The organism is Nannocystis exedens (assembly GCF_002343915.1).
Lineage (GTDB): Bacteria > Myxococcota_A > Polyangia > Nannocystales > Nannocystaceae > Nannocystis > Nannocystis exedens.
In genome coordinates this window covers 1,775,463-1,788,842 of the sequence record NZ_NETK01000001.1, presented here as the reverse complement: position 1 = coordinate 1,788,842, position 13,380 = coordinate 1,775,463, and the positions used below count along the sequence as shown (strand labels likewise).

The window sequence follows — 13,380 nt, the reverse complement described above, 5'->3', positions numbered from 1 at the left end:
CCTGACGCAACGATTCATCGGGTCAAGCACGAAGGCCGTCGGTTCGCGAGCGGCGCTCGGGTCGCGGGTCGCGGAATCATTGCTCCTGGACGCCGCGGCGCCGGGCCGCGCCGGGCCGCATCGCCGTTCCTCGGGCGGCAAAGGCGGCAGAACGGCGATCGCGGGGACCCAGGGGCTGCGCGTGCGCATCTCCTCCGACCCTGCGACGCGCGTCACAATCGACGGGCGATTGTCGACCCGCCGCGTCGGTCCCGAGAATGCTGCGAGTCCGAAGCGGGGTCGGCCGGCGGTGATGTTGGCGTCTGCGGACCTCGGGCAGTACGATGCGTATGTTCCGAGGGACAGGAATGGTGGCAGCGCGCGGTGGCGATCGCCGGGTCCTCGGGTCAGCCTCGCGCGGGATCACGGCGCGGGCGCGGCGGCGGCGATCGCGGCCAGGAGGCGCTCGCTGCGGGCGGCGTCGTCGACCATGGCGTGAGCGCGGAAGAACTCGGCCAGCTCGCGCTCGCGGACGGCGGGGTCGAAGGCGATCGCGTATTGCAGCTTGCGCCGGCACACCGGGCAGAGGTGGAGCGGGGCGCGGTCGCTCTCGTCGAGGTGGTTGCAGCCGTTCATGATGCAGTGAAAATGCACGCAGTGGTAAAGGCCGAACATGTGCCCGACCTCGTGGACGAGCAGCCCGAGCCCGCGGCGGAGGATCTTCGCGCGCGCCCCCGGACCGCGCGCCTCGCCGTAGAAGGCCGGGTCGAAGCGGGCGAAGCTGTAGACGCCGACGCGCTCGTCGAAGCTGGCGTAGCCGAACACGAAGTTCCACCCGGAGTCGGGGTAGAGGTCGGCGGTGGTGACGGCGATCAGGGCGTGGGCGTCGGCGGGCACGCGCCGCTTCATGCCGGCGAGGATCGTGCCGGTATGGTATTGATCATAGCCGCCGCGGTCGCGCCTGCGAGCCTTGAGCGCGGCCATGCTGGTGGGCGCCAGGCGCTCGACCGGCAATTGGAAGTACCGCGCGGCGAAGTCGGCGACGACGGACAGCGCCGGCCACTCGCCGCCTTCGAGCGCGCCGATGGGCAACATGCTGAGCTTGCGGCGGGTCTCGGTCGGCCGATGGTGGCGCTGGCCGACGAACTGGGCGAAGGTCTGGCCGGGTTCGCGGTGCTGGGCCAGCCAGTCCTGCGGTCCCGGCCGCGGGATCGGCCGGTCGTCGTCGCCGGGCGTGAACGCGGCCTGAAGGTCGGGCGGGAGCGGGTCCAGGGCGCCGAGGGCCCGCAGCCGGGCGGCGCCGTCGGGCGGGCTGAACTTGCGGGCCTGCGCGAGCGAGGGCGCGATGGCGACGGGCGCGGCGAGCAGGGCCCGCAGGAGCGAGCGACGCGGGACGGGCATGCCGGGCTGCTACGCGCGAGGCCGGCGGGGGTGTTCCATCAAAGCGATGGAACGCGGGCGGGGCGGACGCGCGCCGGGACGCGCGCGGGATGAACCTGTTTCATGAGACATGTTATTGGGGCACCCCGTCATTCGGACAATGTCGTCACCGCGCGCAGCGGAACCCGACCGTGCCGTAGCCCCACTGCGGGGACAGCCCGTAGCGGTACGAGGCGCGCAGGTAGCCCGGCCCGTCGTAATAGCTGCCGCCGCGCACGACCCTGACCGCGCCGCGCGGCGGCCCGGTCGGGTTGCGACGGGAGCCCCGGCGATAGGCATATTTGTCGTACCAGTCGGCGACCCACTCCGAGGCGTTGCCGGCGAGGTCGTGGATGCCCTCGGGGCTGACGCCGGCGGGGTGTTGTCCGACCGGCGCCGTCGTCGTCCCGCACTCGTGGGTGTGGGCCTGCGCGCACGTGGGTGGGTCGTCGCCCCACGGGTACTGCGAGCGCGCGTCGGGGCCGCGGGCCGCCCTCTCCCACTCGGCTTCGGTCGGCAGGCGCTTGCCCATCCACGCGCAATAATCGACGGCCTGCTGCCAGGTCGCGCACACGACGGGGTGGTCCTCGCCGAGGAACGCCGGGGCGAGCGCGGCCCCGCGGACGAAGGCCTCGCCGGTCCACACCTCGCAGCGCGACGTGGCGATCTTCGAGCACCCGCCGCCGGCGACGCAGGCCGAGTAGTCCTTCCAGGTCACCTCGTAGCGGTCGATCATGAAGCTGTCGAGGAAGATGGCCTGCGCCGGCCGCTCGTCGGCCTCGCAGGCCGGGTCGCGGCGGCTGACACAGCCCATCGTGAAGCGCCCGCGGTCGACCTTCTTCATCCGCTCGTCGATGAACTCGCCGCCGGCCTCGGCCCGCAGCGTCGCCTCGTCGACCTGCGAGCCCGGCGGCTGCACCCCGGCCAAAGCCGGCCCGCGCTCGCTCACCTCGCGCGCCAGAGTCAGGTCCGTCCCTCGCGCCTGCGGCCGCGGCGGGTCGGGGTCGCCGTGCGCACCTGCCCGAAGGAGCAGGTCGGTGTGCCGCAGCGCCTCGGCCGCGCCGACCATGGCGTCGCGGTTCGCGTCGGCCCACCCGCGCAGCGCCCCGAGCAGCAGATAGGATAACGCCGGCGTGTCGGTCCCCGGCAGGCGCTCGCGGCAGTGCGCGCCGACGCCGGGCGTGAACACGACGGTGTCGCTCGGCTCGCGGCCGCGCTGGGCGTTGTCCACCATCACGCGCATCAGCGTCTTTTCCACCAGCGCCATGAGGGCGGCGGTCGCCTCGGAGACGGTCATGGGCCGCGGCGGCACGAAGGCCGGCGGCGCCGGCAGCCCGGGCGCGGCCAGGCCCGAGCGCCCGCGGTGAGCTGTCCCTCGGGGCAGGCAGCCGTCGAGCACGGCGACGAGCTCGCGGTGCATCCCGTGGCCGGCGAATCGCAGCACCTGCTCGACGGAGATCCCGCCGCGCCAGTCGCTCGCGCCGGCCGAGGGGCCGAGCAGGATCGGCGACCCTCCCTCCGGCGTGCCCGCGTGGCCGATGAAGATCAACCAGAGGGTCGCGTCGCGCCGGACTCGCCAGTGCATCTTCGCCAGCGCGGCGCCGACGGCCCCGGGACCGCCGGGGTCGCGCACCCAGCGGATCCGCCGGTGCGGCAGGCCGCGGACCTCGTGCAGGTAGCGGTACCAGGCCCCGGCGACCGCGTGCGCGCCTGGTCGATCGGGCAGGTGCGCGTAATCCTCGACGCTGACGATCACCGCGGCGTCGCCCCGCCCGTCGTGGCGCGCCGGCATCGGCGCCGCCACGTCGGGCCACGCCTCCGCCCCGCCGTGCCCGACCGGCCGCACGCTCCGCGGCAGCTCCGGCCCGCACGCGAGCAGGGCCGCGGCGGCGCCCAGGCCGGCGAGGCCCGCCCTCACCGCGCGGCTCCTCGGCTTCGTGGCGGGCGCGGGCGACCTACGACGATAGGGTCCGAAGGACATGTCCATGAGCGCTCGCGGTCCGCCGGCCTCGCGGCGCTGCAGCCGTCCGTTGCCAGGGACACCGTCGTGGCGCTCGCGAGCATGCGAGGTATCATGGCGACGAGCGACGGTCGCCGCCATCTTGCCGATCGGACCTGGCGCTGGCCGGCGGAGGCCTTGGCAGGGCGTGGGGGCCGACGACCTCTGCCGGGCCAGGAGGAGCGCGCGGGTGGTCGAGCCACGCAGGGCTGCGCGCGACGAGGCCGTCGCTGCCTGCCGCGCGAGGCAGGTCGCGCGCTCGTGGCATGGCGCGGGGACGGGAGTCGGCTCCCGATCGTCGGGCGACGAGCGGGACGCAGCCGGCGTCGGCGGCTGCCCCGAGGTTGCGCTCGGCGGCGTCGTCGAGGCGCGTCTCGAGCCGGTCGCGCCGTTGCGGGCGGGCTGGGCGAGGAGCGCCGCCTCGCGTCGGTGAAGGGCGGGGCGCAGGCCGCTGCCCGTCTCGTCGCGCATGTCCGGATGGACAGGTCGATCGAGCGCGCGCGAGCGCGGACGCGCGGGCGATCCGCAGCGAGATGTCCTGAAGGACAGGAGCGGGGGCCGGGACGGCGATCGAGGCCGCGGCGCGGCCGGGAGATCGCCGGGACCTCCACGGTCGCTGCTGCGTCTGCTCGCCGCGCCGGCGCTCGTGCGGGCGTGGCAGGCGGGCGGGCCCTCATGCTAGAGTGCGTCCGCTCGCATGCAGGCCGCGCCCCCGAACCCCGCCGATCTACGCCTCGGCGACGCGCTCGGGAGCGGCGCGGTGGCCACGGTGATGCGCGTCCACGCGAGCGACGGGCGCCAGTTCGCCGGCAAGATCCTGCACGCCTCGCACCGGCAGGACGCGGCGGCGCAGTCGCGCTTCGCCCAGGAGGCCGAGCTGCTGCGGGGGGTCCGCGACGCGCACATCGTCGAGGTGTTCGGCGTGGTCGAGATCGACGGCGAGCGGGTGCTGCTGCTCGAGCTGGTCGAGGGGCCGACGCTGGCCGAGCTGCTCGCTCGCGAGGCGCCGCTCGGCGAGGCGCGACTGGCCGCGCTCGCGGCGGGGATCGCCCGCGGGCTGGCGCGCGCGCACGCGGCCGGGGTGGTCCACCGCGACCTCAAGCCCGCCAACATCCTGGTCGCCGGCGGGCACACGCCGAAGATCGGCGACTTCGGCATGGCCCGCGGCACCTCGCTGGCCGGGGTCGATCGCAGCGCGCTCACCGTGCTCGGCACGCCCGACTACATGGCGCCCGAGTGCCTCGACCCGCTCGCGGTCGACGTCCGCAGCGACCTCTACGCGCTCGGCTGCATCCTCTACGAGATGGCCACCGGCCGGCCGCCGTTCGCCGGCGCGACCGCGTTCGGGGTGATCGAGGCCCACCGGCGTGCGCCGGTACCTGTCCTTCCGGACAGCTTCTCGCCGCCGCTGCGCGCGCTGGTGCAGAGCCTGCTGGCCAAGGCGCCCGGTGACCGGCCGCAGGCGGCCGCGCAGGTGGCGGCGCTGCTCGATCAGCTGGCGGCCGGGAGCACCTCGGCGCTGGCGGTGTTCACGGGCGAGCGGGGCAGCGGCGATCCGCCGTGCGCCGGCTGCGGGCAGCCGCGGCCGGCGGCGCTGGCGGTGTGCCTGCACTGCGGGCTGCGGGCGGCGCGGGCCGAGTCGGGGCCGTTCACGGTGCTGGTGGCGGGGCCGGGCGAGCCGGGCGACCAGCTCGACGTGGCCCTGCGTGAGGCGCTGCGGCGGTGGGTGGCCGGCAATCCTGGCCTTCAGGTCACCCCGGGGCTGCTCGACAAGCGGATCCCGCGGGTCCCGTTCACGCTGCTGCGCCGGGTGTCGGAGGCGACGGCGCGGGCCGTGGGCGAGGCGCTGCGGCAGATCGGGGTCGAGATCGAGGTGGTCCGCGGCGGGCCGCTGAAGTCGCCGGCGATGCGCAAGAAGGCGCGCGCGCTGGTCGGTCGCAGCCTCGCGGTCGCGGTGGCGTCGTCGGTCGGGGTGATGAGCAGCAAGGCGATCTTCTTGCTCGCGCCGCTGTTGCTGGTCGGGGTGACGGTGGGCGCGACGTGGTCGTCGCTGCGCCAGGTGACCGGCCGCGGCGAGCGCCCGGCCGCCCTGCCGCCGCCGCTGCAGCGCGCGCTGACCGAGGTCGAGCGGGTCGGGCCGACCATCGACGAGGCGCGCCACCGCCACAGCCTGCGCGCGGTGGTCGGGCGGGCGCTGGCGCTGGCGCCCGCGCTCGGGCCGGCTACCGGCGACCCGGAGGCCCCCGTCGAGGAGCTGGCGCAGGCGGTCACGGCCGCGACGGCCGCGGCGGCCCGCCTCGACGCCCTCGACCGCGAGCTCGCGGCCCGCGGGATCCAGGGCGGCGACGAGGCCGTGCGCGCGACGCTCCACGAGCGCGACACCTGGGCCGCGCGCCTCCTGTCGCTGACCGCCGCGCTCGACGGCCTGGCCGCCCGCGTGGCGCGCGCGCGGGCCGGCGGCGCGGCGGGCGACGGCGAGGCGCTGGCCGACCTGCGCGCCCGCGTCGAGGCGCTCGAAGAGGTCCAGCGCGGGGGGCGAGGGGCGTGAGGGCATGGCTTCAAGGGCATGAGCGAAGGGACATGTCTCTTCGTGCATGGCTCGGGCAGAGACCGCCCGGGACCGTCGCGCGCGCGCCGGGGCGCGGTGTACGGGCGAGGAGCGTCGCGGGGGCGCAGGGGCGCGGTGGACGGGCGAAGAGCGTCGCGGGGGCGAAGAGCGCCGCGCGGTCGCAGGAGGGCCGTGAAAAGGCGCGGAGCGTCGGGCGGTCGCGGGGGGGCGCGGGCATGGAGTCTGCGCTCTCGGGCATGTCCTTGCGAGCATGTCGCCTAAAGCATGTCGATGGAAGCATGTCCTTCAGGGCATGGCGAAAGGGGCAGGCATGAACGCGCCCGGGATGCCGGCGCTGCCGGCGGGGCTGGGGGCCGAGGTCGTCGGCGCGGCCGAGCGGGTCGGCTCGGAGCTGCGGGCGCGCGTCCGGCTCGGCGACGGGCGCGACGCGGTGCTGGCCTGGCTGGCGCCGGAGCTGGCGCGCGAGCCGGCGATGCGGCGCCGCTACGTGCGCGACGTGGCCCGTTTGCGCGAGCTCGACGCGCCGGGAGTGGCGCCGGTGCTGGCGGCCGGTCCGGACGATCCGAAAGCCCCGGGGGCGCCGCCGCCGTGGCGGCTGCGGCTCGACCCGCGCGGGGAGGCGCTCGAGGAGTGGCTGCGGCGGCGGGCGCCGGCGCCGGTCGACGAGGTGGTCGAGCTGGCGATCGCGCTGTGCGAGCTGCTGGCGGGGTTGCACGCGCGCGGGGTGGTGATCCGCGACCTCCACCCGCGCCTCTGCGTGCGCGGCGACGACGGGCTGTGGCTGACCGACGTCGGGCTGGCGCGGGTCGACATCCTGTCGACGCGCACCGCCTCGAGCCTGCTGCTCGAGGGCTCGCCCTACGCGGCGCCGGAGCAGCTCGCGCGGACCGCCCTCGACCCGCGGGCCGACCTCTACGCCGTCGGCGTGATCGTCTACCGCGGGCTCACCGGGCTCCTGCCGCGCGGCGAGGGGCCGGCGTTCCTCGGCGAGGCCTCGCCGGCGCCGCCGCGCGCGCTGCGGGCGGAGGTGCCGCCCGAGCTCGACGCCCTGGTGATGCGCTGCCTGTCCCTCGAGCCAGGTGCGCGCCCGGCCTCGGCGCGCGAGCTGGCGGCCGCGCTGGCCGGCGACGGCCCGGCCGGGGCCAGCGCGGCGCGCACGATCTGCCAGCACTGCGGCGCGCGCCTGCGCCTCGGCCAGCGGCTGTGCCTCGCCTGCGGCCGGGTCGGCGTGCAGTTCGAGCACACGCCCGCGGGCACCTGCTCGGTCGACCTGCGCGCGGCCAAGGAGGACGCCGCGTTCTTCGCCAGCCTGGCCGGCGAGCTGCAAACCCTGGCCGAGGGCGAGGTGCCGGCGCTCAACCTCGTGATCGGCGACGCCCGCATGTACTCGAAGGCCGAGCTCGAGCGGCGCCACGCGCTGCCGCTGCGGCTGTTCACGGACCTGTCCCACGAGACAGCCGAGCGCCTGCGCGCGCGCCTGGCCGCGGCCAAGCTGCAGGTCGCGGTGGTCGACCGCTCGCCGCGCGCGACCCGACGCCTGGCCGCGCGCACGTTCGGCTGGACCGGCGGGATCACCGGCGCGATCGTGGCGCTGACCCTGGCCCTCGGGGCGCCGGCGTTCGTGCCGATCGTGTTCGGCTCGCTGGGGCTGGTGATCGCGCTGATCGTGTTCCTCGCCGCCTCGGCGGCGCAGAAGAAGCAGCGCCCGACGCTCCTGCGCCTGCGCGCGGCCCCGGCGGCGCTGCCGGCCTCCGACCCGCTGGTGGCCCGCCTGGCCGGGCTGCTGACGCCCGAGACGCCGGCCGAGGTGCGCGAGATCGTCGGCGAGCTCGCGCTGGCGGTCCAGCGGCTCGTCGACCACCGCGCCGCGGCCCCGGGGGCGCGCGCCGAGCTCGACATGATCGCCGGCTCGCTGACGCCGCTGGTCGAGCTGATCGCGCGGCAGGTCGAGCGCCTGCGCGGCATCGACGCCGACCTGGCCAAGCTCGACGAGGGCGCGCTGGTCCGCGCGCTGGCCGGCAGCGAGGCCCGCCGCGAGCCGCCCGAGCGCCGCGAGGAGCTGCTGCTCGGGCTCGACCGCCTGCGCGCGCTCGAGGACGAGCGCGCGCAGACGTTCCACCGCCTGCTCGAGGCGGAGCACCTGCTGCGCCGCGCGGTCGAGCTCGGCCTCGAGGTGCGCGACGACGCCGCCGAGCACGAGCGCCGCGTGGCCCAGGCGCTGCACGAGCTCGCGGCGGGGTGAGGCCGCTCGAGGGGCGCGTCGCCGAGCGCTGGCGGCCCGAGCGCGGCGCGAGCTCGGGGCGGGAGCGAGGGGGCCGCGCGAGCCACGAGCGCCGCCGGGCCCGAGCGCTGCGCGAGCTCGAGGCGCGCGTGTATGAAGGGACATGTCGTGGTGAACATGTCTCTTCCTTTCTATGACGATTGCAGGCGTCGAGGTCGTCTCGGCGGCGACCCCGTGGGGTGACCGACACGAACGGGACGCCGGCACGTCAGTACGACTGGGCCGCCGCGGTCGCCCGGGCGATCGCCACCTCCCACGTGACCGGCAGCTCCGCGCGAGGGAGCTTCCACGAGGTCACCACGCCGGCCGTGCTGTAGTCGTTGACCTTGAGGATGCCGGCGACGTGCTCGTCGGACACCACGAACTGCATCATCGCGGCCTCGTCGCGCCACACCGCGAGCGTGCGCACGGTGCCGCACTTCTTCGACTGTGCCAGCGCGTAGCCGATCAGCCCGGGGTTGGCCTCGAGCACGGGGAACATCGCCTTCGCGGTCGCGAAGAACTCCTGCTCCTTCGCGGGTCGCAGCACGAGCGCCGTCGTGCTGGCGACGTACTCGTCCTGGAGCGGCTCCTTGAGCGCGCCCAGCTCGCCGTCCCAGCCGGGGCCGGCGAACGGATCCGGCGCGAGGTCGTCTTCGACGCAGGCCGGCGCGCCGGTCGAGTCGGGCTCGCCGGTCGAGCTCGCGGTGCCGCCGGTGTCGGCGTCTTCGCCCGGGTCGGCGCAGCCGGCGAGGGCCACGGCCAGGGCCAGCAGCCAGGTGGATCTGTCATGGGTTCGAATCATGGCAATGCTCTTTGATGCGGGTTGAGGGAGGCACGATTCAGGGCGCGGCCGGGGCGACCGCGAAGTGCAGTTCGGCGAATTCCCGGCCGAGCCGGGGCGAGCGGAAGTTCTCGCGTCGACCCACGCCGACGACCCGGGCCGACGCACCGATCGCCGGCGCGGCGCCCATCAGGACGACCCAGCGCAGCGCGCCGTCGTCACCGCGCAGCGCGAGGTAGACGTACGAGCCGGCGGCGAGGCGCTCCTCGACGACGCCCGACAGCGGGACGGGGTCGGTGCGCATCGACCCGGCGAGCGGGTTCGACGCGGGCGCGGGGGCGACCGGGGCGGCCCGGGGGCGGCGTCGAGGTCGGTGCCGCCGGGGGCGGCGTCGACGTCGGCGCAGCCGGTGGCGAGCACGGCCGCGACCGCCAGCGCGTACACGGGAGCTCGCCGACGCGGACGTACGAGGGCTTTCTGCGCTCCGAACATGCTGTTACGCTAATCGGGTCTCCGCGCTGCCGCGATGACCGCTCGCGTCAAAGACGTGGCATTTCTCGCCAAGGTCGGCGTTCCTGCGGTGTCGTCGCGCGACATCCCGGTCAACGTCGCCGTCAGCGCGCCGCTGGTCGGGGCGGCCCGTGCCGGCGTCGACGTCGATGCGCTGCTCGCCGCCGTCGGCCTCGATCGCGCGGCCGCCGAGGACGCCGACCTCGCGCTCGCGCCGGCGCAGCGCAACGCCCTGTGGCGCGAGGCGCTGGTGCGCAGCCGCGACCCCGCGCTCGCGCTGCACGCCGCCGAGATCATCCCGTGGGGCACGTTCGACGTGGTCGACTACGTCGTCGCCCAGGCCCCGTCCCTCGGCGAGGGGCTCGCCGCGCTCGCCCGCTACTTTCGCATCATCCGCCCCGACTTCAACCTGGCTTTCGAGGCAGACGCTTCCGGCGGCCGGCTGTCCCTCGACCTGCCGCCGACCTTCGCCGGGGTGCAGCCGTACACGACCGAGTTCACGCTCGGCTGCACGATCGCCCGCTTCCGCAGGTTGACCGAGGCGACGTGGTCACCGGAGGCGATCGACTTCAAGTACGCCGCGCCCGGCCACCGCGACGAGTACGCGCGCGTGTTCCAGTGCCCGCTGCGCTTCGACGCCGACGCGACCGTCGTCCACTTCTCGCGCGCCGCGCTCGACCTCCGTCAGCCGCGCGCCGACGCCCTCCTGCGCCCGGTGCTCGAGCGCGCCGCCGCCGACGTGCTGGCCCGCATGCCGCCGGCGCCGCGGCTGACCGCGCAGCTGCGTCAGGTCCTCAGCGAGGAGCTCCGCGGCGGCTCGCCGACGCTCGAGCACGTCGCCAGACGTCTCGCAGTCAGCCCGCGGACGCTCAACCGCCGCCTCCAGGCCGAGAACACCAGTTTTCAGCAGCAGCTCGCCGAGCTGCGTTGCGAGCTCGCCCGCGGCTACCTCGAGAACCCGCGGATCTCCATCGCCGAGGTCGCGTACCTGCTCGGCTTCTCCGAGCCGAGCGCGTTCCACCGCGCCTTCAAGCGGTGGACCGGCCACAGCCCGCAGGCCTGGCGCGCCCGTCCGCGTTGAGCTCCGGGCGGTCGATGTCCCGCGGTCGGAGACGTGATGACGCCTCGCGGCGCAGCTCGACGCCCGCGGCCGCGCGGCGAGCTCGGTGGCGCGATGCCGAGACGGTGCGGCGCGTGTGCTAGAACGGAAAGAGCTTTCGCTGATGATGAACCCCCGCACGCCTCTCGCAGGCCAGTACCGGGCCCAACGCGCGTTCCGCCGGTGGGCCGAGGTGCTCGCGATGTGTCCCCCGCTCGCGGGCCGCCGCGTGCTCGACCTGGGTTGCGGTCCAGGCGACCTCGCGCGCGTCCTCGCCGAGCACGGCGCGCGCGTCACCGGCGTCGACCGTGACCCTCGGCTGATCGCCGAAGCGCGCGCCGACGCCGCCGAGGGCTGCGCGTTCGAGCTCGCGGACCTCGCCGCGTTCGAGCCGACCCCCGACGCCTTCGACGGCCTCTGGTGTACGTTCGTGGCCGCGTACTTCCCTGGGCTCGACGAGGCGCTGGTGCGCTGGACCCGGGGTCTCCGCGACGAGGCGTTCGCGTGCCTCGTCGAGATCGACGACATGTTCGGGCACGAGCCCCTCGCACCTCGATGGCAGGAGGCGCTCGCAGCGTTCTACGAGGACGCGCGTCGGGCGAACCTGTACGAGTTCCGCGCGGGTGCCCGCCTCGAACCGGCCCTGCGCGCGCTCGGCTTCGCCACGGCGGCGCGCGTGCTCGACGACGACGAGCTCTCGTTCCGCGGCGCGGCGAAGCCGGACGTGCTCGCCGCGTGGGAGGCTCGCTTCGCCCGGATGCCGCGCCTCGCGGGGTTCCTCGGGGACGACCATGCCGCGTTCGTGACGGACTTCTTGACGTGCCTCGCGCACGACGAGCACGAGAGCCGGTGCCGCGTCGTCGCGGTGGTCGGCACGCGCGGCGACCAGGCTCGCCGGGGCCGCCCGCGGCCGTAGGACGCTTTCACGGCGGTACCGCGGGCGGCGCCGTCGGCCGCCGAGGCGTTCAGGGCTGCTGACCCTTCGGCCAGGTCGTTCCTGCCGCGAGGGCGCGGCATCGACGAGCGCCTGTCCATCGCCCGGGCGGCGGCAGACGATCGGGCTCGAACCCCCGCCGCCGCCCGGGTCGCGTCCGCTAGGTGACGCCCGCGTTCAGCGTGTCGCGCAGGAACGCGAGGACGTCCGCGATCACCCGCCGCGACGTCGGCGAGTCGTCGACGACGTCGAACGCGTGCGGCGCCTCGGGATGATCGATCCGCGTGATCGGCAGACCGCGGGCCTGCGCGGCCGCGAGGAACCGCTGCAGGCTCGCGTCGAGCCCGGGCGTCGCGTCGCGGCCCGCCCGGACGACGAGCAGCGGCGTGTCGCGCGGGAGCTCGGCGAGCGTGACCGCCGGCGGCGCGAAGTGGAACTGTTGCGCCGCGTCGGCGACCTCGGTCGTGCCGTCGACGTCGAGCATGAACCCGTAGAGCAGCGCGGCCGCGCGGACCTGCTCGCGCGCGACCAGCCCGAGCGCGGTCGGGACGTTCCCGGAGCACGCCCACACGCCGATCCGCTCGGGGTCGATGCCCAGCGCTGCGGCGTCGGCCCGCAGGCGGCGCACGAGCTCGACGACGTCGCCCGGCTCGCGGTTGGCGTACGTCACGCCGACGAGCCCCGACGCCGCGACGAGCCGCGCCCACTGTTGGTAGGAGGCCCAGTCCTTGAGCGGCTTTCCGAGCATCGCCACGAGGCCGGGGTCGGGGTAGCCGGACACGAACACGACGGCCGGCCGCGGGCCCCCGGCCCCCGGCGGCCGATACAGCTCGAACGGGAGCGGCCCGCCCCCTTCGCCGATGAAAGCGTGCTCGCGCTCGACGGTGACGCGCTCCGCCTCGTCCGAGCCGTACACGAGCCCCTTGCTGGTGAAATCGATGGTCATGACTCTCCTCTGTGAATTCTTCTGGAAAAAGTGGTCGTTCGTACGAATCGCCGCGATCGCCGAATCGCCCGGCGCGACGATCGACGGACACGTCGGCGCGGACCGCCGCGGACAGACCTCTGCCGCGCGCAGGGGGCACCGACCATCACGCGCGGCGGGTCCGACCGCGGTCGGGGCCACGCGACGGCGCTCTGCTGGCGCGGGCACGACAGCCGCGCGCGACGTCGACGTCGACGTCGCGTCCGGCCGGGCCCGCGAGGCGGCGGTCACGTCATGAGGTTGTCCGGCCCCATCGGGGACACGGTCGGAATGCGCCGAGCGATGCGAGATTTGAACCGCGCCGCCGTCCCGCTGTCAAGCGCGACCAGCAGCCAGCCCCGCTCCGCGCGGGGCCCGCGTCCGAGAAGGGGCTCTCATGTCCTTCTGGACATGTTCCGCGCGACCGCTCCGGATGCAGTCGCGGCGAGGCCACAGGTCCGCTCGAGCCATCTCCGCGTGACGTCTCGGGCGGCCCGATGATGTCCTTTTGAACATGTCCCGCGTGACGGCTCCGGATGCCGTCGCGGCGAGCCCGCGTGTCCTCTCGACGGATCTTCGCGCGCCGCTTCGGAGCGGCCCTGTCTTTCCGGGCATGTTCCGCGTGGCGGTGGCGAATGCGATCGCGGCGAGCTCGCATGTCCGCTGGAAGGAGCCTCGCGCGGCGCCTGTCTTTCTGGACATGTCCGGCGCCTCCGGATGCGTCCGCGGTGAGCCGTCTGTCCTGCGGGATTCGCCCGCGCGTGGCCTCCGGATGCGCCGAGGGCGGGGCTGTTCTTCGAGACAGGTCTCCAGATGCGGTCGGGCGGCGGCGGGGGCCTGTCCTCTCGGACATATGGCCGCTC

Annotated in this window: 10 protein-coding genes; 5 read left to right on the top strand and 5 right to left on the bottom strand. The window is 75.3% G+C overall.

Annotated elements, in window-relative coordinates; genetic code table 11:
• Window positions 1-402: 402 nt before the first annotated feature.
• On the bottom strand, window positions 403-1,380 hold the full coding sequence (locus NAEX_RS07025; protein ID WP_096326746.1) for an archaemetzincin: 978 nt from the start codon (window positions 1,378-1,380) through the stop codon (window positions 403-405).
• Between the two features lie 145 nt (window positions 1,381-1,525).
• Window positions 1,526-3,316, bottom strand: a complete 1,791-nt coding sequence (locus tag NAEX_RS07020) for a formylglycine-generating enzyme family protein (protein ID WP_100793173.1) — start codon at window positions 3,314-3,316, stop codon at window positions 1,526-1,528.
• Between the two features lie 778 nt (window positions 3,317-4,094).
• Between NAEX_RS07020 and NAEX_RS07015 the strand changes: the two genes are divergently transcribed.
• Both NAEX_RS07015 and NAEX_RS07010 read left to right on the top strand, forming a co-directional pair.
• A complete protein-coding gene (locus tag NAEX_RS07015) occupies window positions 4,095-5,945 on the top strand; it encodes a serine/threonine-protein kinase (protein WP_096326744.1) in 1,851 nt (616 codons plus the stop codon).
• A gap of 313 nt (window positions 5,946-6,258) precedes the next feature.
• Complete coding sequence (locus NAEX_RS07010) at window positions 6,259-8,208, top strand: serine/threonine-protein kinase (protein WP_170135522.1); 1,950 nt, start codon at window positions 6,259-6,261, stop codon at window positions 8,206-8,208.
• Window positions 8,209-8,455: 247 nt separating this feature from the next.
• On the opposite strand, the gene NAEX_RS07005 is transcribed toward NAEX_RS07010, so the two are convergent.
• Complete coding sequence (locus NAEX_RS07005) at window positions 8,456-9,031, bottom strand: antibiotic biosynthesis monooxygenase family protein (RefSeq protein WP_096326742.1); 576 nt, start codon at window positions 9,029-9,031, stop codon at window positions 8,456-8,458.
• A gap of 37 nt (window positions 9,032-9,068) precedes the next feature.
• Window positions 9,069-9,314, bottom strand: a complete 246-nt coding sequence (locus NAEX_RS07000; protein ID WP_096326741.1) for a hypothetical protein — start codon at window positions 9,312-9,314, stop codon at window positions 9,069-9,071.
• A 243-nt stretch (window positions 9,315-9,557) separates the two neighbouring features.
• Between NAEX_RS07000 and NAEX_RS06995 the strand changes: the two genes are divergently transcribed.
• The gene (locus tag NAEX_RS06995) at window positions 9,558-10,601 is read left to right on the top strand and encodes an AraC family transcriptional regulator (protein ID WP_170135521.1); all 1,044 of its coding nucleotides are present in this window, start codon (window positions 9,558-9,560) and stop codon (window positions 10,599-10,601) included.
• 142 nt (window positions 10,602-10,743) lie between these two features.
• Window positions 10,744-11,535, top strand: a complete 792-nt coding sequence (locus NAEX_RS49775) for a class I SAM-dependent methyltransferase (RefSeq protein ID WP_096326739.1) — start codon at window positions 10,744-10,746, stop codon at window positions 11,533-11,535.
• Between the two features lie 178 nt (window positions 11,536-11,713).
• On the opposite strand, the gene NAEX_RS06985 is transcribed toward NAEX_RS49775, so the two are convergent.
• A complete protein-coding gene (locus NAEX_RS06985) occupies window positions 11,714-12,499 on the bottom strand; it encodes an alpha/beta hydrolase (RefSeq protein ID WP_096326738.1) in 786 nt (261 codons plus the stop codon).
• On the opposite strand from NAEX_RS06985, the gene NAEX_RS47415 reads away from it, so the two are divergent.
• Window positions 12,477-12,776 carry a hypothetical protein gene (locus NAEX_RS47415; RefSeq protein ID WP_143140834.1) on the top strand — a complete coding sequence of 100 codons (300 nt, stop codon included), beginning with the start codon at window positions 12,477-12,479 and terminating at the stop codon, window positions 12,774-12,776. The two genes, NAEX_RS06985 and NAEX_RS47415, sit on opposite strands and share 23 nt — an antisense overlap.
• The last annotated feature ends 604 nt before the right edge of the window (window positions 12,777-13,380 follow it).